This window comes from Shinella sedimenti (genome assembly GCF_022601905.1).
In the GTDB taxonomy this organism is placed as follows: domain Bacteria; phylum Pseudomonadota; class Alphaproteobacteria; order Rhizobiales; family Rhizobiaceae; genus Shinella; species Shinella sedimenti.
In genome coordinates, this window is the sequence record NZ_JAKVIN010000003.1 from 291,070 (window position 1) to 310,335 (window position 19,266).

Here is a 19,266-nt window from a genome sequence, read left to right on the forward strand (position 1 = left end):
CGCCATGAACCTGAAGCCCTCGCCCTGGTGGACGCCCGATGTCCATGCCGATCGCCGGCCGTTCCTGCTGGCGCGCAACCGTATCCAGGCGGCGTTGCGCGGCTGGTTCGCGGCGCGTGAGTTCATCGAGGTCGATACGGCGACGTTGCAGGTCTCCCCGGGAAACGAGGCGCATCTGCATGCCTTCGCAACGACTGCGATCGGTCATGCGGGTGAGAAAACGCCGCTTTACCTGCACACTTCGCCCGAATTCGCCTGCAAGAAGCTGTTGGCATCAGGCGAAAGACGCATTGCCTGCTTTGCCCATGTTTATCGCAACCGCGAGCGCGGACCGCTGCATCACCCGGAATTTACGATGCTGGAATGGTATCGCGCCGGCGAGACCTATGACGTGTTGATGGAGGATTGCGGCGCGCTTCTGAAGCTTGCCGCCAAGGTGGCCGGCGTCTCGCACCTCACCTATCGCGGTGCGACCTGCGATCCCGATCTTGCGCCCGAGCGGCTGACGGTGGCGGACGCCTTCCGGCGCCATGCCGGTATCGATCTCCTCGCCACCATCGACCCTGATGGCGCGACCGACCGGCAAAGGCTTGCCGCGGCGATGCAGGCGGCCGGGTTGCGCGTTGCCGGCGACGATACCTGGGCGGACCTGTTCAGCCGCGTGCTGGTGGAGAAGGTGGAACCCGAACTCGGTTTCGGCTGCGCCACGATCCTCTGCGAATATCCCATTGCCGAAGCCGCCCTTGCCCGTCCCGTCCCGCATGACCGGCGCGTCGCCGAGCGGTTCGAACTCTATGCCTGTGGCGTGGAACTGGCCAATGCCTTCGGAGAGCTGACGGACGCGGCGGAGCAGCGCCGCCGCTTCGAGCTGGAAATGGCGGAAAAGGCACGCGTCTACGGCGAGACCTATCCGCTCGACGAGGATTTCCTCGCCGCGCTCGCCATCATGCCGGAAGCGAGCGGCATCGCGCTCGGCTTCGACCGTCTCGTCATGCTGGCCACGGGCGCCCGGCGCATCGACCAGGTGATCTGGGCGCCGGTCGCGGAGACGGCACAGTGACCGCGCTACGCAGCCTGACGACGGTCGCCGAACTCGCGGAAGCTGGCCTTGTGCCCGAAGCGAAGCGAGCCGATGCAGCAAGGGTTGCGGAGCGCTATGCCGTGGCGGTGACGCCCGCGCTCGTTGCCCTGATCGATGCCGACGATCCCTCGGATCCGATTGCGCGGCAGTTCGTGCCTGACGCCGCCGAGCTCGTCACCCTGCCGGAGGAACGCGCCGATCCCATCGGCGACCTCGCCCACAGCCCCGTCGAGGGCATCGTACATCGTTACCCGGATCGCGTTCTGCTCAAGGCGGTGCATGTCTGCCCCGTTTATTGCCGCTTCTGCTTTCGCCGCGAGATGGTCGGGCCGGAAGGCCTCGGCACGCTCTCGGCCAACGCGCTGGACGCGGCCATCGCCTACATCGCCGAACGGCCGGAAATATGGGAAGTGATCCTGACGGGCGGCGATCCGCTCGTGCTTTCGCCGCGACGCCTCCAGGCCATCATGGAGCGGTTGGGTGCAATCGCGCATGTGAAGATCGTGCGCTTTCACACCCGCGTCCCGGTCGTCGATCCCGCCCGCGTCGACGCCGCGCTCATCGACGCGCTGAAGGCCTCCGGCAAGACGACCTATGTCGCGCTTCACGCAAACCATCCGCGCGAATTCACGGCGGATGCGCGTGCCGCCATTGCTCGCATCGTCGATGCTGGCATGGCCATGATCAGCCAGACGGTGCTGCTGAAAGGCGTCAACGACGATGCCGATGTACTGGCTGCGCTGATGCGCAGCTTCGTCGAGAACCGGGTCAAACCCTACTATCTGCATCACCCGGACCTTGCGCCCGGCACTGCGCATTTCCGCCTGACGCTTGCCGAGGGCAGGGCACTGGTCGAGAGCCTGCGCGGCCGCGTCTCCGGTCTCTGCCAGCCGGCCTATATCCTCGATATCCCGGGCGGGCACGGCAAGGTGCGCGCGGATTCCACGGCAGTGGAAGAGGCGGATGACGGCTGTTTCCGCCTGCGCGATTTCCGCGGCGACGTGCACGCCTATCCGCCGCAGGCTGACTGAGGCGCGCAGGCCGGATTGATCAACGCGCGATCGCCGTCAGGATGGCATTGCGCAGATCATCGAGCCCGCGGCTCTTTTCCGACGATGTCGCCAGCACTTCCGGATAAGCGGCCGGGTGCTTCAGGATCTGCTGCCGGGTTTCCTCGATGAGGCGCGGCACGCCGGCATCCTTGATCTTGTCCGTCTTGGTCAGCACGATCTGGTAGGAGACGGCGGCCTTGTCGAGCAGCGCGAAAACCTCCTCGTCGTTCTTCTTGACGCCGTGGCGGCTGTCGATCAGCACATAGACGCGCTTGAGCGTGGAGCGGCCGCGCAGATAGTCGAAGACGAGCTTGGTCCAGGCGTCCACCTGCTCCTTGGGCGCCTGGGCGTAGCCGTATCCTGGCATGTCGACGAGCGCCATGGGCGGAAGGTCATCTGCCGCACCGGAAAAACCATCCGGCACGAAGTAGTTGAGTTCCTGCGTGCGGCCGGGCGTATTCGAGGTGCGCGCGAGCCCCTTGTGGCCGACGAGCGCATTGATCAGCGACGACTTGCCGACATTCGAACGCCCGGCAAAGGCGATCTCCGGCGGACCTTCTGGCGGCAGGAATTTCATGGCCGGCACGCCGCGGATGAAGATCCACGGACGTCCGAAGAGGGGCTTTTCGCCGGGCGTCGTCGTCTCGGTCATTGCGTCCTGCCTTTGTTTCAGGCCCTCCGCTTCCCGGTTTTGGCCGAGAATGTCAAGCGCGACGCTGCCACCAAAGCGCGGTGCCGAGCGAGAGAAGCAGCGCCGCGCAAAAGAAAACCCGGCGCGAGGCCGGGTTTTGCAATCGTCGCCTGACCAGTCGTCAGGATGGTTTCGGTTTCTTGCTGAACAGGCCCTTGAGATTGTCGAACAGCTCGATCTTCACGCCCTGGCGCTTCATGATGATCGCCTGCTGAATGATCGAGAGCGTGTTGTTCCAGGCCCAGTAGATCACGAGGCCGGCCGGGAAGGTCGCCAGCATGAAGGTGAAGACCAGCGGCATCCAGGTGAAGATCATCGCCTGGGTCGGATCCGGCGGCGTCGGGTTCATGCGCATCTGCAGGAACATGGTGATGCCCATGATGATCGGCCAAACACCGATCATCAGCATGTGCGGCACCGCGAAAGGCAGCAGGCCGAACAGGTTGAAGATCGAGGTCGGATCGGGAGCGGACAGGTCCTGAATCCAGCCGAAGAACGGTGCATGGCGCATCTCGATGGTCACATAGATGACCTTGTAGAGCGCGAAGAAAACCGGGATCTGCAGAAGGATCGGCCAGCAGCCCGCCAGCGGGTTGATCTTCTCTTCCTTGTAGAGCTGCATCATGGCCTGTTGCAGCGCCATGCGGTCGTCGCCATGCTTGGCCTTCAGCTCCTCCATCTTCGGCTGCATCTTCTTCATGTTCGCCATGGAAGCGTACTGCTTGTTGGCGAGCGGGAAGAACAGGCCCTTCACGACGATCGTGGTGATCAGGATCGCGATGCCGAAATTGCCGAAATAGCGGAAGAAGAAGTCCATCAGCTGGAACATCGGCTTGGTGAAGAACCAGAACCAGCCCCAGTCGATCATCAGGTCGAACTGCGGGATCGCGTAGGTCTTCTCGTACTGGTCGATGATCGGCACTTCCTTGGCGCCGCCGAAGAACAGGTTCTTGACTTCGATCGTCTGGCCCGGCGCGACGGTGATGTCGTCCTGGCGATAGTCCGCCTGGTAGCGCGAACGGCCGTCGGTGAAGTGCGAGAAGCGCGTCTCGTAAGGTGTGGCCTGCGGCGGTACGAGCGCCGTCGCCCAGTATTTGTCGGTGATGCCGAGCCAGCCGCCGGTCGCCTTGCCGGGCGTGACGGTCGTGTTGTCCTCGGTCTTGCTGTACTTCACTTCCTGCAGGCCGAGGTCGCCGAGCACGCCGATGAAGCCTTCGTGCAGGACGTAGACCGACGGATCGGTCGGCTTGAAGAAGCGCGTCGAGCGGCCGTAGGGCGACAGCGCGATGGCCGCATCCGTGCGGTTCTCGATGCTGTCGTTGATGGTGAACATGTAATGTTCATCGACCGAGATCGTGCGGGCGAAGGTAACGCCCTTGTCGTTGGTGAAGGTCAGCTTCACCGGGGTCGTCTGCGTCAGCTTGCCGGAGCCGTCCTGCGTCCACACCGTCTGGGGCCCCGGAACCGTGCCGGTCGCATCGCTGCCGACATAGCCGATTTCGGCAAAGTAGCCGTGTTCGGTCTCAGCCGGGCTGAGCAGCGTGATGATCGGGCTCGACTTGTCGACCGTCTCGTGGAATTCCTTGAGCTTCAGGTCGTCGAAGCGCGCGCCCGTCAGGTTGATGGAGCCGGAAAGCGCGGGTGTGTCGATCTCGACGCGCGCGGATTTCGCAAGCGCGGTATCACGCGCCTCGGTGGCCGTGCCTGTCGCCGTCGCGCCGGGCAGCGTTCCGCTCGTGCTCACCGCAGGCGTGGTGCCGTCGGTCGTCGTCGTTGTCTGCTGCTGTGTCTGGGTGGCCTGCTGGGCTTCCAGCGCGGCGCGATCCTTTTCCAGCTTCGGGTTCACATACAGGAACTGCCAGGCGACGAGGATCAGCACGGACAGTGCGATCGCCACGAAATAATTGCGGTTCTTTTCCATCACTCTTTCCCGGGAGCAGCTGAGGATTGCTGCCGCTTCTGTTTCTTACCTGTTGCGATCCGGTCTTTCAGGCTCGCTTTTAGGGTTTTGAAGGGCGCGTGTAACACGTCCCGTCTGGCGACAACCACATAGTCGTGTCCGGGCTCCATTGCAAACCCGGCGGATAGCCGCACCGCCTCCTTGAGGCGGCGGCGCATGCGATTGCGCTCGACGGCGTTGCCATGCTTCTTCGTAACGGTGAAGCCGACGCGAGGGGGCTCCTCCGGCATCTGCCGGTCGCGCACTTCGAGAAGGAACAGCTGTCCCCTGCGGCGCTCGCCCTCGCGCACAAAAAGAAACTGCGGACGGCTTTTCAGCCGTCCGACAGTGGATTTTCCAACAGTTTTCGTCATATGCCCGTCGCCTCTGTTCGGGCAAGCACGGCTTAGGCCGAGAGACGAGCGCGACCGCGTGCGCGGCGAGCGGAGAGGACCTTGCGGCCGCCCTTCGTTGCCATGCGGGCACGGAAGCCATGACGACGCTTGCGAACAAGCTTGGAGGGTTGGTAGGTACGCTTGGACATTTATTTAATACCGCGGTGTGCGGCCCTTCTTGGGTTTGCGTTTTAGCAAGCAGCGTTTCTGTCCGGCAACGGTTATCCCTCACGGGAAGCCGAGCTTTCCGAACGTGGCCGGCTTATAAGGGCAAAAACGGTCGAAAGTCAATTGTGGGCCTGACGTCGCGCTGCCGGTCCAAGTCGTTAATGCTGTTTCCCTCAAGGGTTGTGAAACGTCGCGACTATTTAGTGGGATGAGCGTCGCGTGATGAAAATCTCCGCAGGTCTTCACTAAGTACCCGTCTTCAAAGACCTTCAGGCCGAAAATGAGGGGATTTTCATCAAAATCTAATTAACCTTTGAAACTTACATTTCTCCCCGAGGGGGTGAGCTGGATCGTGCCATCTTGCCGTTCCGCTTACCTATTGGAGTATGACGTGAAAATACGGGGAAAGATCTATCTCATCGTGGGCATGATGGGGCTCGTTTCTGTGCTTGTTGGTGGAATCGCCGTTCATGTGGTGTCCGAATACAGCGCCAAGCTCGGCCGGTATCAGAACGCCTCCGACCGCGCCTTCCTGGGCGAGCACCTGAACCGCCAGGTCACGGCCGTCGTGATGGAAGCCCGTGGCATCTATGCCTCCAAGGACAGCGAGAGTGCGAAGAAGTTCGCCGACGGAATCAGCAAGGAACTCGACGGCATCGACAAGACGCTGAACGACTGGCGTCCGCTCGTGCCTGAATCCCAGAAGGCCGCCTTCGATGCGGTCGTCGCCCGTGCTGCCGAATTCCGCACCTTCCGCTCGGAAACGGCACGCCTTGGTACGCAGGTTTCACCCGTTGCCGCCAACGAGCAGGGCAACAACGAGAGCAACCGCGCCAACCGCAAGGCTTTCCAGAAGGAAATCGACGCCGTCGTCGAAACCGATAACGCCAATCTGAGCGCGATCAAAAGCGACGTCGCCGCATTCGAAACGCTCATGCTCACCCTGGTTCTGGGAACGATCGGCGTTGGCCTGGCCGTCGGTGGCGGTGCAGCCTTCTACATCGCGACCAACGAGCTGAGCCGTCCGATCCAGAAGGTCACGGACACCATGAACCGTCTTGCCGGCGGCGATCTCGCGACCGAAGTGCCCTATGCCGGCCGTCAGGACGAGATCGGCGAAATGGCAGCCGCGGTCGCCGTCTTCCGCCAGAACGCCATCACCGTGCGCGATCTCAATGCGCAGGAACAGGTTCTGCGCGAGAAGAGCGCCGACCTCCAGTCCTCCATCGCCACCGTCGTACATGCCGCGGCAGCCGGTGACTTCTCCTCGCGCATCAACAAGGACTACGACAACGACGACCTCAACCGGTTCGCGCGCAGCGTCAACGAACTCGTGGCCGGCGTCGAGGAAGGCATTGCCGAAACCCGCCGCGTCATCGGCGCGCTGTCCGAGGGCGATCTCACGCAGACCATGAGCGGCAGCTTCCGCGGCGCGTTCGCCGAACTGCAGCAGAACGTCAACGCGACATTGGCCACGCTCCAGCGCACGATGCGTGAGGTGCGTTCGTCCACCGATGCGATCAACGCCAATTCCGGCGAGCTGCGCACCGCATCCGACGATCTGTCGAAGCGCACCGAACAGCAGGCTGCGGCCCTTGAGGAAACCTCCGCTGCACTCGACGAGATCACCGTCGCCGTAAAGAATTCGACGGATCAGGCAGGCGAGGCGAGCCGCATGGTCGCCGAGGCGACACAGAGCGCCAAGCAGTCCGGCACCATCGTGCGCAACGCCATCGATGCCATGGGCCGTATCGAGCAGGCTTCGTCGGAGATCAGCCAGATCATTTCCGTGATCGACGAGATCGCCTTCCAGACCAACTTGCTGGCCCTTAATGCCGGTGTCGAGGCTGCCCGCGCGGGCGAGGCCGGCAAGGGCTTCGCTGTCGTCGCGCAGGAAGTGCGTGAGCTCGCACAGCGTGCCGCCAGTGCGGCCAAGGACATCAAGGGGCTGATCACCAAGTCTTCCGACGAGGTGTCCGTCGGCGTCAAGTACGTGCAGGAAACGGGTGCGGCATTGACCGACATCGAGGGGCGCGTCGTGACCATCAACGATCGCATCCACTCGATTGCCACGGCCGCCCGCGAGCAGGCGACCGGACTTCAGGAAGTCAGCACCGCCATCAACCAGATGGATCAGGTCACCCAGCACAATGCCGCCATGGTGGAGGAGACCTCGGCCGCGACCCACAAGCTCAAGGCGGAAGCCGACGGCCTCGCCGACCTGGTCGCCCGCTTCCGCACTGGCGATGCGCTCCAGCGCATCGCTGTCGCCCGCACTGAAACGCGCCCGGTCGAATCGCCGGCCCGGCGCATGATGGGCAATGTCGCCCGCGCCTTCGGCGGCGGTGGCGCTGCATCGGCCGCCGCGGTCCAGGAGAACTGGGAAGAATTCTGATCGAAGGCTGAAGCCATCTCAAAATCGAACGCGGCGGTCGCAGGATCGCCGCGTTTTTCATTGCTCGGCGCTCCGTTGGAAAAATTGCCGTAATCTCCTATAATTGGCTCGCGGTCGTTATCGAGAACGCGCCGCCGAGCGGTGCCTGTGTGGTGGCGCATCGTGTGGCCGGGCCCGGGAGTTGAGACATGGTGGACAGAGACGGAACGCCGTCCTTGGCCGAGATGCCGGTGCCGAAAGTCGGCTTTCTGTCGGGGCTTTCCGGCAGGCTCCTCCTCGTGACGGCGATTTTCGTTCTGATCGCTGAAATCCTGATCTTCGTGCCTTCGGTCGCCAATATGCGGCTGATGTGGCTGCGCGACCGGCTGAACACCGCCGCTGCCGCGAGTGTCGTCATTGAAGGCCTGCCGGATCAGGAGCTGCCGCGCTCCGTGCAGCAGGAGACGCTGTTGGCGACGGGCGCCAAGGCGATCGTGCTTAAGAAGGCCGATGCCTCGCGTATGGTCGCCGCGATCGATATGCCGCCGACTGTGGACGCGCAATATGATCTGTCGGATGTCTCGACGCTCACCGCCGTTTACGATGCCTTCGATACGCTGCTTTTCGGCGGCAACCGGGTCATCCGCGTCTACGGCCCCGTGGGAGAGACGACGACGCGTATCGAACTGCTTCTCGACGACGGCGCCCTGCGCCGTGCCATGTTGCGCTACGCGCGCAACGTCTTCTTCCTCTCCCTGTTCATTTCGCTTGTTACGGCCGCCCCGATCTTCTTCGCGCTCAACCGACTGCTGATCCGCCCGGTGCGTGGCATGACGGCCAATATCCGCGAATTCGCCGCCGATCCGTCCAATCCCGCCCGTGTCCTGCGTCCGTCCGGCGGGCGCGACGAAATCGCCGTCGCAGGCATCCACTTGGCGGCCATGCAGCAGACGCTGCAGCGCACGCTGAAAGAACAGAAGAACCTCGCGGACCTCGGTCTTGCGGTTTCGAAGATCAACCACGACATGCGTAACATCCTGTCGTCGGCGCAACTCATGTCCGACCGCCTTTCGGATGTCGACGATCCCGTGGTCAAGCGCGTTGCGCCGAAGCTTCTGCGCAGCATCGACCGCGCCGTCGGTTATACAAACGAGGTCATGTCCTATGGCCGCATGCGCGAGCCGGAGCCGCGCCGCCGATTCGTTTCGCTGCGGCCGCTGGTGCAGGAGGTCTCCGAGGTGCTCGCACTGGATGCGCGCGGCGACATCGATTTCGTCGTGGAGGTCGAATCGGCCCTTCAGGTCGATGCGGATGGCGAGCAGCTCTTCCGCGTGATCCACAATCTCTGCCGCAACGCGGTCGAGGCGCTGTCGCAGGAAATTTCCGCCGAGCGCCGCACAGTCATCGTCACGGGTCTGCGCACCGGCAGCGTCGTGTCTATCGCTATCGAGGACAACGGGCCCGGCATGCCGCAAAAGGCGCGCGAGAACCTGTTCACGGCCTTCCGGGGCTCTGTTCGCTCCGGCGGGACGGGGCTGGGCCTTGCGATCGCCCGCGAACTGGTGCTTGCGCATGGCGGCACGATCGCGCTTGTGGAAAAGGTCACGCCCGGCACGCTCTTCCGCATCGAGCTTCCGGACCGTCCCGTCCCGCTGGATGCCTTCCGCCACCGCGCGTAACCTCGTCAGCACGAGGTGCCGCAATGAAAAAAATACATTTTTCTCCGAAAGACGCTTGCAATAACCCGAAGCACCCTTTAGAGAACCGCCTCGCAGCCGGGCAATAAACCCGCCACTGCCAGCGCACCCGTAGCTCAGCTGGATAGAGCACCAGACTACGAATCTGGGGGTCAGGAGTTCGAATCTCTTCGGGTGCGCCATTCTTCCAATCGACATTCCGCAAGCCGATGACCGATGCGCTTCTTTGCGCATTCGTTCACCAAAGCGGCTTTTCCGCCCGTGACCGATATGTCACGGGGACGGTTCCTTGCGCGGCTGTGAGCGCGCGCCCGCATGCCTTCTCTTCAAAAGCGCCCGCTGCTCGGCTAAGCAGGAGCGAGCGGAGCTTTCAGGCGCCGGCGAAACGGGAAAGTGAAGGAAGCGGGACATGACGAACCGCCAGGTGCCGCGCATGTTGCGACGTGTGATATTCGCCGGGCTCATCGTGCTGGCCGGCTGTGCCGGTCGGCCGGAGGGTGTTCTGGTGCCGAGCGGAACGGTGACCCCGGGCGTATCCACCGTCGATCTGCTGGTTGCGACCACGCGCGCGCCCTCCAGCCAGCCCGGCGTTCTGTTTTCCGGCGAGCGCGGCTCGGAGCTGGCGCTCAGCGACATCGTCGTGTCGATACCGCCCGATGACAGGCGCAAGGTCGGCCAGGTGCAATGGCCCAAGAAGCTGCCCGCCGATCCTATGAAGGATTTTTCCACGGTCAGCGTGAAGCCGGTCGATGGTGCGAAGTCTGCTCGCCTCTGGCTCGGCCGCAATCTGCCGAAGAGCCGCCGGGTGCTGATCTTCGTGCACGGCTTCAACAACCGTTATGAGGACGCCGTCTACCGCTTTGCGCAGATCGTGCACGACTCCAAGACCGATGCGGCGCCGGTGATCTTCACCTGGCCCTCGCGCGCCAGCATCTTCGATTATTCCTACGACAAGGAAAGCACCAACTATTCGCGCGATGCGCTGGAGGAGTTGCTGCGGGCCGCTGTCAACACGCCGCAGGTCGGTGAAATCACCATCATGGCGCATTCCATGGGCACCTGGCTTGCCGTGGAAACGCTGCGCCAGATGGCGATCCGCGACGGCCGCGTGCCGAAGAAGATCCAGCAGGTCATTCTCGCGTCGCCCGATCTCGACGTCGATGTGTTCGGCCAGCAGATGCGGGCCATCGGCAAGGACAGCAAGGATCGCCCGAATTTTACTCTCTTCGTCTCTCGCGATGACCGCGCGCTGACGCTGTCGCGCCGCATCTCCGGCAATATCGACCGGCTCGGCCAGATCAATCCGGCCGAAGAACCCTACCGCACCATGCTGGAAAAGCAGGGCATTACCGTGCTCGACCTGACGGCGCTGAAATCCGGCGACCGCCTCAACCACGGAAAATTCGCCGAAAGCCCGGAGGTGGTTCGTCTCATCGGCAATCGCCTCATCGACGGCCAGTCGGTAACGGATTCCGAGGTCGGTCTCGGCGAGCGCCTCGGCGCGGTCGCTCTTGGCACGGCGCAGACGGTCGGCAGTGCCGCGAGCATCGCGGTCTCGACACCCATCGCCGTCTTCGATCCGGTGACGCGCCGTAACTACGAAGATCAGTGGCGACGCCTCGGCAATTCCGTCGAAGACACGACGACAACCGCCGTCGGGCAGTGATGCGGCGGGGCCGTTCGGGGCCTGCTTGTCAATCGCCTGAACCGCCGTCAGGCGATTGCCACGTCGCGCCCGGCGATCTCGTAGTCCTCGGTGTGGACCTGAAGCCCTTCCTGCGTCACGACGACGATGCCGTAGGCGGCAGGCTCGTCCACCGAAAGCGAGGTGTCGGGCGTGTCGAACGGCATCGGCTGCTGGTGTATGGGGCTCTTGAAGATTGAGAAGGGAACGCCGAGATGCGACCCGCCGATCGTGCGGTGCACGTGGCCGGCGAAGATGTGGCGGACATTGCCGTGTTTCATCACCAGCTCGTAGAAGGCATCCTCGTTGCCCAGGCGAATGGCATCCATGCCGGTGAAGCCTGTCTTGTGCGGCGGGTGATGCATGAAGATGAGCACGGGCCGCCCGCCCGCGCCGGCCAGCGCTCGGTCGAACCAGGCGAGGCGCGTTTCGCACAGATAGCCCGCATGGCTCATCGGATAGTCGTAAGGCGGGGCAAACAGGGTGTCGAGCAGCACGACGCGGCAGTCGCCGAGATCGATCACCTGCTGGATGAAGCCGTGTTCGTCCGGCTGCACATGGGAAAAACTTTCCAGAAAACGCGCGCGATGATCATGGTTGCCGATGGTGATGGCGGCCGGCGGCGTCAGCAGCGAGAGAAGGTCCCGCAGGCGCTCGTAGGACGGCTGGTCGGCGCGATGCGTCAGGTCACCCATGAAGATCACCCGGTCGGCATCCGCATGATAGCGGTTGACGTGCTCGATGCCTGCAAGCAGCCTGCCGTAAGGGTCGAGGCCGATGATCGTGGCGCCTTCGGGCACCATGTGCAAGTCGGTGAAAACGATGAGTTTTGTCATGGAGAATCCCGTGGTGCGCAGACCACTTTCGTAGCGTGTAAACCGGCAGCATGAAAAGCGGTTGGAACGGGCGACAATCTGATATATCAGACTAGGAGAGCCGGCCAGCCGGTGGAGCGGAGATATCGATATGAGATGGAAGCGCACGATCCAGCTGCTGGACGTTCACTGCGAAGGCGAAATCGGTAAAGTGGCGATCGGCGGTGTGCCGAAAATCCCCGGCAACACGATCGCCGAGCAGCTCAATCACATCAACACGGTCGACGACAGCCTGCGCCGCTTTCTCTGCCTCGAGCCGCGCGCGGCGGCGACAGGCTCCGTCAATCTGCTGCTGCCGGCCAAGCGCCCGGAGGCAGATGCCGGCTTCATCATCCTTCAGGCCGATCAGGCGCATGCCTCTTCGGGCTCGAATTCGATCTGCGTCACGACGGCGCTCCTGGAATCCGGTATCGTCGAGATGAAGGAGCCGGAGACGGTCGTCGTGCTCGATACCGCCGCCGGCCTCGTCAAGGCGACGGCGACCTGCCGTGACGGGCGCTGCGAAAAGGTCCGGCTCACCATGGTGCCCTCCTTCGTCGAGGCGCTGGACGTGGAGATCGACACGCCCCATTGGGGCCGCGTGCGCTTCGATATCTCGTACGGCGGCATCTTCTATGCGCTTGTGGATGTCGATCAGATCGGCACCAAGATCGAAAAAGCCAATGCCCGCGCGCTGGTGGATGCCGGCATGGTACTGAAGGATCTCATCAATCGTTCCATGAAGGTCGTGCATCCCGAGATTCCCGAGATCAGCGGCATCGCCTATGTGATGTTCCGCGATCGCGATCCTGATGGTCTCGTGCGCACCGCCACCACCATGTGGCCCGGCCGCGTGGACCGCTCGCCCTGTGGCACCGGCAATTCCGCCAATCTTGCCACGCTTCACGCCCGCGGCCTCGCCAAGGTCGGCGATACGTTCCGTTCGCGTTCGATCATCGGCACGGAATTCGAAGTCGGACTGGAGGCGGAGGCCATGGTTGCCGGCCGCCCGGCGATCGTTCCCAGCATTACCGGCCGCGGCTGGACCTTCGGCCTGCACCAGATCGCACTCGACCCGACCGATCCCTTGGCAAACGGTTTTGCCATGACGGACACCTGGGGCCCGCAGGCCGGTGAGATCGTCTGACCGGGCGCGAGCTTTGGCGGCCGGTGAAACGGTTGCTGTCTCCGTGGAAACAGAGGGCGCGGCCGGATCGGCGCATAAGGAGATGGCCCAAGCGGGTTGGGCGGTTGACGCCGCCGCCGCCATCGGGTCAAGTCCGCGCCACGCATATCGAAGCGAAAGACATGTCATGAGACCGTCCCAAGCACTGAACCCACGCCTTTTCGGGCGACGGCTCTTCCTGGCCGGCGGGGCGCTGACGCTCATGGGGGCCGGGGTCGGAGCGGCGCAGGCCAACACCGTCATCGGCAAGGCCGTGAAGATCACGGGCGATGTGACGCGCCGGCAGGCCGGCCATCTGGAGGGCCTGAGCGCTGGCGCGAGCCTGATGGACCGCGATTTCGTGGCGACCGGCAAGGAGAGTTTCGCGGCCCTGGCGCTGGGCGACGATACGAGCCTGCTTCTTGGCAGTGAGACAGAACTGCTGATCGACAGCTTCATCGCCGGGCAGGGCGGAACGATCGAGCTCGGCACCGGCCAGATGATGTTCGACCGTGCCGAGGGGCTTACCAAGATCGATTTCAGCATGCGCACCGCCTTCGGCATGATCGGCGTGCGCGGCACGAAATTCTTCGCCGGCCCGAGCCGTGATGCAGCCTTCGCCGTCTTCGTGGAACACGGGCTGGTCGAGGTCACTGGCGGTGGCGTGACACGGCAGGTCGGCCGCGGCGAGGGCGTGGATTTCGCCGCACCCGGCGCCGCACCCACGGCCGTGGCCCGATGGGGCCAAGCGCGCATCCGCGAAGCCTATGCCAGTGTCGGGGCCGGATAAGGCTGCGAACGCAAATATTCTAGTCGAGCGTGAACAGCGCCATCGTCCCGAAGCCGCGGATTTCGTGGCTGCCGATGGGACGGAGTGTTCGACTGGCTTCGCTCGCGGCGCGCGGGCCGATGCAGATCTGCGTGCCCAGGAACTTGTTGGCGTCCTGCAGCCGCGCGGCGAGGTTCACGGCATCGCCATGGGCCGTATAGTCGAGCCTGCCGCCGGCGCCGACTTCGCCCAACACGGCGATGCCCGTCTCGATGCCGATGCGGGTCCGGCCGAAGGCCTGTTCGAGGAACAGGGGCCGGTGGCGCATCTCCTCGGTGAGTGTGCGGATGTCGTCGGCGCAGGCCAGCGCCTTGTCGACATGGCCTTCCAGATCATCAGGTGCGTTGAAAAGAGCATGCACCGCATCGCCCACCACCTTGTCCACCATGCCGCCGTGGCGGGCAACGAGTGCGTTGACCTCGGCGAAGTAGATGTCGAGCAGTTTGACGAGATCGTGTGGGCCTATCTTTTGCGCCAGTGCAGAGAAGCCCTCGATATCGGTGAAGAGCGCCGTCACCTGCCGTGCCTCGCCCGCCACACGCCCCATGTCGGGATTGTCGATATAGCGCGAGACGACCGATTGCGGCAGATATTGCGCAAAACGCTGCCGGGCTGTGGCTTCCGCGCGCCGAACATGGGCGTATTGCATGAGGCCGGTGACGAGCGCGGCCGTGGCAACGATAAGCGATACGCCGATCGCATCGGAAAGCAGGCCGGTTCGCTCGTAGAGCAGCACCGACGCGCCGAAGATGAGTCCGATCAGGCCGAGGCCGGAAACCGCGGCGCCGAGCGGCCGAAGACGCGCCGCCGCAAGCGCCGCGGCTGCACCGGCAAACAGAGCAAAGCCGGCTTCGACGGGGGGCAGCAGCGGATCGCGCGTCGGGATGTGGCCGGTCAGGATGGCGTCCGCCAGGTCGGCGTGAATCTGCACCGATGGCTCGAGCGGCATCGAAGCGCTGGTGCGCAGCCCACCCAGATTGGGCAGGCTGCTGCCGATCAGCACGACCTTGCCGGCAAGCTTCTCTGCCGGCACGGCGCCGGCCACCACATCGGCAGCGGAGAAGGTACGTGCCGCGATGGCCCCGGCACCGCTTGCAACGAAGCGCAGGCTGCCGTCCTCATCGAGCCGCAGGACGCGGCTGTCATGGCGAAGCCAAGCCGGCTTGCCGCCCAGCACGGGTGTTCGCGCCCCCGCTGCAAGCCGGGCCACCTCCACGCCAAGCGCGGGATAGGCTGCATTCCCGACGATCGCATATGCCTGCACCCGTCGTACCACCGCATCCTCGTCCCCGACGAGGAAGGCGGCTGCCGCTGCCGATGAGCGGTCCTGAAGGAAGGTGCATGAACTTTCCGTGCCCTCGACGAACCAGAGGTCCGGCACGTCGACGGGCCGGTGCAACGCAAGCTTCGGCACCGGATGCGGCGCGCCGTCGAGCGTTTCGCCGATCAGGAAGCCGAGGACGGTCGGCACCTTGCCGATGGCCTGCGCCAACGCCGCATTGGCGGGCACGTCAGGCGCGCAATCCGTACTGAAGATGAAGTCGAAGGCAATGGCGGTGGGTTTGGCCGCCGCAAGCTTTTCGACGAGCGCCGCCGTCTCCGCTCGCGTCCAGTCACGGTTCGGCATGCTCTGGAAGGCCTTGCGATCGATGTCGACGACAACGATGCGGTCGCTTCGGGCCGCCGGAACCGCCTGGGTGAGCGCGTCGAAATAGAATTCGCGCTGCCGCTCCAGCGCCGTCTCGCCCAGGGCAAGAAGCGCCAGCGCGCCGGCAAGGCTGGCAATGAGGCCGGCGGCGAGGGACCTGTATTTCTTTACGATCATTGCTTTCGACAGCCTAGTCGTCGTCCGGCTCGGCAATGCCGTAAAGCCGTCCGATATGGCACTGGATGATGCCGTCCTTGCGCCGGATGGCGCCGGCTTCCTCCAGCGCAAGGATCGAGCGGTTGATCTTCGGTCGGCTCGCGCCGAGAATGCCGGCGATTTCAGTCTGGCTCAGTGCGATCTGGAGATTGGCGCTGTCAGGCAATTCCTCGCCGTGGATGTTGCGCAGCGTGGCGAGGAAGAAACGGGCGACCCTCGCATCGAGGTCGTAGAGCGCGATTGTTTCCAGCTGTTCCGTCGTTTCGCGCAGCTTGGTGCAGAGATAGTGAATGACCGCCTGTGCGGCCGAAGGGTTGCGGGCGAGCAGGTCGAGGAAATCGCGCTTTACGATGACATAGCCTTCCGTCGCCACCGCCGCGGTCGCATCCGCCGAACGCGGCTGGCCGTCGAGGATCGCCATCTCACCGAGCACGGCGCCGGGTTCGAGCTGGCGCAACGACAGTTCCTTGCCCTGTGGCGTGATGAGGGAGAGCTTGATGCGGCCGGTCACAAGCACGATGAGGTAGGTGCCCTCGTCGCCGCGCTGGAAGATCACCGTTCCCGCCGACCATTTGCGATAGGTCGCGATCGAAGCGATCTCGCCGATCGTCTCCTTGCTGAAACCCTCGAAAATGGGAAAGGAACGCCAGAATGCGGCACTCTTGTTGATCTCGTTCATGTCCGCGGCCCCCGGCCAGCGCCAAATGCGCCACCCGGCGGAAATCTTCGCCCAGCAGCCGGGCGCTTGCAACAGAAAAGAACGTGCCTTCGCGGCCGCTATCCGCAGATGCGCACGCGCTTCGTGACGGGCCTTCCATAGGCATCCGCCGTTCGGATGCGCTTGGTGATGCAATTCTGCTGATAGTGCCCGTAATAGCCTTCGCCGTAAGAAGCGTCCGCGTGGCTGGCGGGAGTGAAGGGGAACAAGACGCCGGCAAGGGCGAGGGCGAGCAGGGTGGGACGCATGATCTCTCCTGAAAGGGCAGGCGGTATGCACCCTTCTCGCATGGTCCCATGTGCCGCTCTGTTCCGGCGGGAACAGAAGTTCGTTCTCAAAAAGTGAACAATCTGTCTTCCGAACGACCGGCTAGCTTGACGAATGAAAGCTGCTATCTCTGTCGCCAACGCAAACAACGAAGCCTCAGGAGCTTTCCATGCCGCAGAACGCCGTCGTCCTCGTCGGACGCATCCTCCTCGCCCTCATGTTCATCACTGCGGGCTATCCCAAGCTGCTCGATCCCGCCGGCACCGCCGGCATGATCGCGGGTGCCGGCCTGCCGGCAGCGACCGCTCTCGCCTACATTGCCGGCATCTTCGAACTCGTCGGCGGCCTCTTCATCCTCGTCGGCTTCCAGACGAAGATCACGGCCTACCTGCTCGCCGCCTTCTGCGTGTTCACCGCACTCACCTTCCACAGCGGCGCGATCAACGTTCCGGATTTCCCGGAAGGCGCAAACGGCCTGCTCACGGTCTTCAACGGCCTGATGATGTGGAAGAACATCACGATTGCCGGTGGTTTCCTCGTGCTTGCCGCCTTCGGCCCCGGTTCGCTCTCGGTCGACGCCCGCCGCGCCGCCTGATCCCGAACACCCGTCTGATCCTCCAGAAACCCTTCCCGGTCCCCGGGGAGGGTTTTTCGTTGTCTCAACGCTGGAAAGCCGACACTCTTGCTGCTATGCGCACGGGGATAGAACCCTGCGGGAGATGCCGATGTTTTCCAATTCCTTTCCGGACCGAGACGTGATGGCGGAGCTGATGGCCCGCATGCTGTGGGAGATCAAGGCGGTCCATTTCCGCCCGGAAGAACCCTACAAGCTCGCCTCCGGCATGGCCTCCCCGGTCTACATGGATTGCCGCAAGCTGCTGTCCTATCCGCGCATCCGCTCGGCCATCATGGATTTCGCCGCCGCGACCCTTACCCGCAATGTCGGCTTCGAGCGTATCGACGTGATCGCCGGTGGCGAGACGGCCGGCATTCCCTTCGCGGCCCTCCTTGCTGATCGCCTCAGCCTGCCGATGATCTATGTGCGCAAGAAGCCCAAGGGCCACGGCCGCAATGCGCAGATCGAGGGCGTGATGGCAGAAGGCGCGCGCGTGCTCGTCATCGAGGACCTCGTAACGGTCGGCGGCTCCATGTTCACCTTCATCGACGCGATCCGCGCGGCCGGCGGCGTGGTCGATCATGGCATGTCGCTGTTTTACTACGGCATCTTCAAGGAAGCCGAGGCGCGCTATGCCAATGGCGGCGTGAAGCTGCATCATGTCGCGACCTGGCGGGATGTTCTGGCCGTCGCGCGTCAGGAAAAGCTCTTCGATGACGCGACGCTCGCCTCCGTCTCCTCCTTCTTCGATGCGCCACTGGCCTGGTCGGCCGCCCATGGCGGTGTCTCGGAACTGCCGACATCCTAAAAAGCGCTGGCGCTTTCCGCCGTGATTGTTTAAATCGATTGAAATTCGGTTGGAGGAATTTCGATGATCCTGTGTTGTGGTGAAGCGCTGATCGACATGCTGCCGCGGACGACGACGCTCGGTGAGGACGCTTATGCGCCCTATGCCGGTGGCGCGATCTTCAACACGGCCATCGCGCTCGGCCGCCTCGGCGTGCCCACGGGCTTCTTCACCGGCCTGTCCGATGACATGATGGGCGATATCCTGCGCAAGACGCTGCGCGAAAGCGGCGTCGACTACAGCTATTGCGCAACGCTGTCGCGCCCGACAACGGTCGCCTTCGTCAAGCTGGTCGATGGTCATGCCACCTACGCCTTCTATGACGAAGGCACAGCCGGGCGCATGATCACCGAAGCCGAGCTGCCGGCGCTGGGGGATACGTGCGAGGCGCTGCATTTCGGCGCGATCAGCCTCATCCCGGAACCCTGCGGCACCACCTATGAAGCGCTCCTGAAGCGCGAACACGGAAAGTGCGTCATCTCGCTCGATCCCAACATCCGCCCCGGCTTCATCAAGGACAAGGACGCGCATATGGCCCGCATCCGCCGGATGGCGGCGATGGCCGATATCGTCAAGTTCTCCGACGAGGACCTCGCCTGGTTCGGTCTTGATGGCGATGAGGATGCCCTGGCCCGCTACTGGCTGCACCACGGCGCCAAGCTCGTCGTCGTAACCCGTGGCGCCGACGGCGCCGTCGGCTATACGGCGGAACACAAGGTGACGGTGCCGAGCGAACGCGTCAGCGTTGTCGATACGGTTGGTGCTGGCGATACCTTCGATGCCGGCGTGCTGGCCTCGCTCAAGATGCAGAACCTGCTCACCAAGCAGCAGGTGGCCAGGCTCGAGCAGGAGCAGATCGCCAAGGCGCTGGCGCTCGGCGCCAAGGCTGCGGCCGTCACCGTCTCCCGCGCGGGCGCCAATCCGCCCTGGGCAAACGAGATCGGGCTCGCCTGAGCGACATCCCGCTAAGGGGAGCCGCTTGGCACCCCTTCATCCCCCTGTCATCGCGGCATGGTCAAAAGGGG

Annotated in this window: 18 protein-coding genes and 1 tRNA gene; 11 read left to right on the top strand and 8 right to left on the bottom strand. The window is 63.7% G+C overall.

The annotated features are described in order from the left end of the window. The first annotated feature begins 4 nt into the window (after positions 1–4). Together epmA and MKI86_RS08810 are read left to right on the top strand one after the other, a co-directional pair. Positions 5–1,060, top strand: coding sequence for an EF-P lysine aminoacylase EpmA (epmA, locus tag MKI86_RS08805; protein WP_241600029.1), 1,056 nt, complete (start codon positions 5–7; stop codon positions 1,058–1,060). Then, positions 1,057–2,112, top strand: coding sequence for a lysine-2,3-aminomutase-like protein (locus MKI86_RS08810; RefSeq protein WP_241600031.1), 1,056 nt, complete (start codon positions 1,057–1,059; stop codon positions 2,110–2,112). The genes epmA and MKI86_RS08810 overlap by 4 nt, the downstream gene beginning before the upstream one ends. A gap of 19 nt (positions 2,113–2,131) precedes the next feature. Here the strand turns inward: MKI86_RS08810 and yihA are convergent, their stop codons facing one another. From yihA to rpmH, 4 genes are all read right to left on the bottom strand, one after another. Continuing rightward, a complete protein-coding gene (gene yihA, locus MKI86_RS08815; RefSeq protein ID WP_241600041.1) occupies positions 2,132–2,785 on the bottom strand; it encodes a ribosome biogenesis GTP-binding protein YihA/YsxC in 654 nt (217 codons plus the stop codon). Positions 2,786–2,945: 160 nt separating this feature from the next. Further along, a complete protein-coding gene (yidC, locus tag MKI86_RS08820) occupies positions 2,946–4,745 on the bottom strand; it encodes a membrane protein insertase YidC (protein WP_241600043.1) in 1,800 nt (599 codons plus the stop codon). Continuing rightward, positions 4,745–5,137 carry a ribonuclease P protein component gene (rnpA, locus tag MKI86_RS08825; protein WP_241600056.1) on the bottom strand — a complete coding sequence of 131 codons (393 nt, stop codon included), beginning with the start codon at positions 5,135–5,137 and terminating at the stop codon, positions 4,745–4,747. Before rnpA ends, yidC begins: the two co-directional genes overlap by 1 nt. Before the next feature lie 32 nt (positions 5,138–5,169). Further along, on the bottom strand, positions 5,170–5,307 hold the full coding sequence (rpmH, locus tag MKI86_RS08830; protein ID WP_037405882.1) for a 50S ribosomal protein L34: 138 nt from the start codon (positions 5,305–5,307) through the stop codon (positions 5,170–5,172). Between the two features lie 410 nt (positions 5,308–5,717). Here rpmH and MKI86_RS08835 point away from each other — a divergent pair, with 410 nt between their 5' ends. From MKI86_RS08835 to MKI86_RS08850, 4 genes are all read left to right on the top strand, one after another. Continuing rightward, a complete protein-coding gene (locus tag MKI86_RS08835; RefSeq protein WP_241600059.1) occupies positions 5,718–7,721 on the top strand; it encodes a methyl-accepting chemotaxis protein in 2,004 nt (667 codons plus the stop codon). Positions 7,722–7,909: 188 nt separating this feature from the next. Beyond that, positions 7,910–9,379 carry a sensor histidine kinase gene (locus MKI86_RS08840; RefSeq protein WP_370879925.1) on the top strand — a complete coding sequence of 490 codons (1,470 nt, stop codon included), beginning with the start codon at positions 7,910–7,912 and terminating at the stop codon, positions 9,377–9,379. 123 nt (positions 9,380–9,502) lie between these two features. Next, positions 9,503–9,579 (top strand) — tRNA-Arg (locus MKI86_RS08845). Positions 9,580–9,806: 227 nt separating this feature from the next. Then, positions 9,807–11,063, top strand: a complete 1,257-nt coding sequence (locus MKI86_RS08850) for an alpha/beta hydrolase (RefSeq protein ID WP_241600061.1) — start codon at positions 9,807–9,809, stop codon at positions 11,061–11,063. A gap of 47 nt (positions 11,064–11,110) precedes the next feature. Here MKI86_RS08850 and spdA read toward each other — a convergent pair whose 3' ends face one another. Continuing rightward, the gene (gene spdA, locus MKI86_RS08855; RefSeq protein WP_241600063.1) at positions 11,111–11,917 is read right to left on the bottom strand and encodes a 2', 3'cyclic nucleotide phosphodiesterase SpdA; all 807 of its coding nucleotides are present in this window, start codon (positions 11,915–11,917) and stop codon (positions 11,111–11,113) included. A gap of 130 nt (positions 11,918–12,047) precedes the next feature. Here spdA and MKI86_RS08860 point away from each other — a divergent pair, with 130 nt between their 5' ends. Further along, entirely contained in the window at positions 12,048–13,082 is a 1,035-nt protein-coding gene (locus tag MKI86_RS08860; RefSeq protein WP_241600065.1) for a proline racemase family protein, read from the top strand. Positions 13,083–13,248: 166 nt separating this feature from the next. Then, complete coding sequence (locus tag MKI86_RS08865) at positions 13,249–13,890, top strand: FecR family protein (RefSeq protein WP_241600067.1); 642 nt, start codon at positions 13,249–13,251, stop codon at positions 13,888–13,890. 19 nt (positions 13,891–13,909) lie between these two features. Here MKI86_RS08865 and MKI86_RS08870 read toward each other — a convergent pair whose 3' ends face one another. The 3 genes from MKI86_RS08870 to MKI86_RS08880 all read right to left on the bottom strand — a co-directional run bounded on the left by MKI86_RS08870 (position 13,910) and on the right by MKI86_RS08880 (position 16,759). Then, entirely contained in the window at positions 13,910–15,754 is a 1,845-nt protein-coding gene (locus MKI86_RS08870; RefSeq protein ID WP_241600069.1) for a CHASE2 domain-containing protein, read from the bottom strand. Between the two features lie 13 nt (positions 15,755–15,767). Continuing rightward, a complete protein-coding gene (locus tag MKI86_RS08875) occupies positions 15,768–16,472 on the bottom strand; it encodes a Crp/Fnr family transcriptional regulator (protein ID WP_241600072.1) in 705 nt (234 codons plus the stop codon). 98 nt (positions 16,473–16,570) lie between these two features. Next, on the bottom strand, positions 16,571–16,759 hold the full coding sequence (locus tag MKI86_RS08880; protein WP_241600074.1) for a hypothetical protein: 189 nt from the start codon (positions 16,757–16,759) through the stop codon (positions 16,571–16,573). A gap of 188 nt (positions 16,760–16,947) precedes the next feature. Between MKI86_RS08880 and MKI86_RS08885 the strand changes: the two genes are divergently transcribed. The 3 genes from MKI86_RS08885 (at position 16,948) to MKI86_RS08895 (ending at position 19,195) form a co-directional block, all read left to right on the top strand. Further along, positions 16,948–17,373 (top strand): DoxX family protein, encoded by a 426-nt coding sequence (locus MKI86_RS08885; protein ID WP_241600076.1) that lies wholly within the window; start codon positions 16,948–16,950, stop codon positions 17,371–17,373. Positions 17,374–17,503: 130 nt separating this feature from the next. Further along, positions 17,504–18,202, top strand: a complete 699-nt coding sequence (locus tag MKI86_RS08890; protein ID WP_241600078.1) for an orotate phosphoribosyltransferase — start codon at positions 17,504–17,506, stop codon at positions 18,200–18,202. A gap of 63 nt (positions 18,203–18,265) precedes the next feature. After that, entirely contained in the window at positions 18,266–19,195 is a 930-nt protein-coding gene (locus tag MKI86_RS08895; protein WP_241600080.1) for a carbohydrate kinase family protein, read from the top strand. Positions 19,196–19,266 lie beyond the last annotated feature (71 nt).

Excerpts from the sequence above, each read along its gene's own strand:
- epmA (WP_241600029.1), top strand. The coding sequence starts at position 5 with ATGAACCTGAAGCCCTCGCCCTGGTGGACGCCCGATGTCCATGCCGAT.
- yihA (WP_241600041.1), bottom strand. The coding sequence starts at position 2,785 with ATGACCGAGACGACGACGCCCGGCGAAAAGCCCCTCTTCGGACGTCCG.
- yidC (WP_241600043.1), bottom strand. The coding sequence starts at position 4,745 with ATGGAAAAGAACCGCAATTATTTCGTGGCGATCGCACTGTCCGTGCTG.
- rnpA (WP_241600056.1), bottom strand. The coding sequence starts at position 5,137 with ATGACGAAAACTGTTGGAAAATCCACTGTCGGACGGCTGAAAAGCCGT.
- rpmH (WP_037405882.1), bottom strand. The coding sequence starts at position 5,307 with ATGTCCAAGCGTACCTACCAACCCTCCAAGCTTGTTCGCAAGCGTCGT.
- MKI86_RS08840 (WP_370879925.1), top strand. The coding sequence starts at position 7,910 with ATGGTGGACAGAGACGGAACGCCGTCCTTGGCCGAGATGCCGGTGCCG.
- MKI86_RS08850 (WP_241600061.1), top strand. The coding sequence starts at position 9,807 with ATGACGAACCGCCAGGTGCCGCGCATGTTGCGACGTGTGATATTCGCC.
- spdA (WP_241600063.1), bottom strand. The coding sequence starts at position 11,917 with ATGACAAAACTCATCGTTTTCACCGACTTGCACATGGTGCCCGAAGGC.
- MKI86_RS08860 (WP_241600065.1), top strand. The coding sequence starts at position 12,048 with ATGAGATGGAAGCGCACGATCCAGCTGCTGGACGTTCACTGCGAAGGC.
- MKI86_RS08865 (WP_241600067.1), top strand. The coding sequence starts at position 13,249 with ATGAGACCGTCCCAAGCACTGAACCCACGCCTTTTCGGGCGACGGCTC.
- MKI86_RS08870 (WP_241600069.1), bottom strand. The coding sequence starts at position 15,754 with ATGATCGTAAAGAAATACAGGTCCCTCGCCGCCGGCCTCATTGCCAGC.
- MKI86_RS08875 (WP_241600072.1), bottom strand. The coding sequence starts at position 16,472 with ATGAACGAGATCAACAAGAGTGCCGCATTCTGGCGTTCCTTTCCCATT.
- MKI86_RS08880 (WP_241600074.1), bottom strand. The coding sequence starts at position 16,759 with ATGCGTCCCACCCTGCTCGCCCTCGCCCTTGCCGGCGTCTTGTTCCCC.
- MKI86_RS08885 (WP_241600076.1), top strand. The coding sequence starts at position 16,948 with ATGCCGCAGAACGCCGTCGTCCTCGTCGGACGCATCCTCCTCGCCCTC.
- MKI86_RS08890 (WP_241600078.1), top strand. The coding sequence starts at position 17,504 with ATGTTTTCCAATTCCTTTCCGGACCGAGACGTGATGGCGGAGCTGATG.
- MKI86_RS08895 (WP_241600080.1), top strand. The coding sequence starts at position 18,266 with ATGATCCTGTGTTGTGGTGAAGCGCTGATCGACATGCTGCCGCGGACG.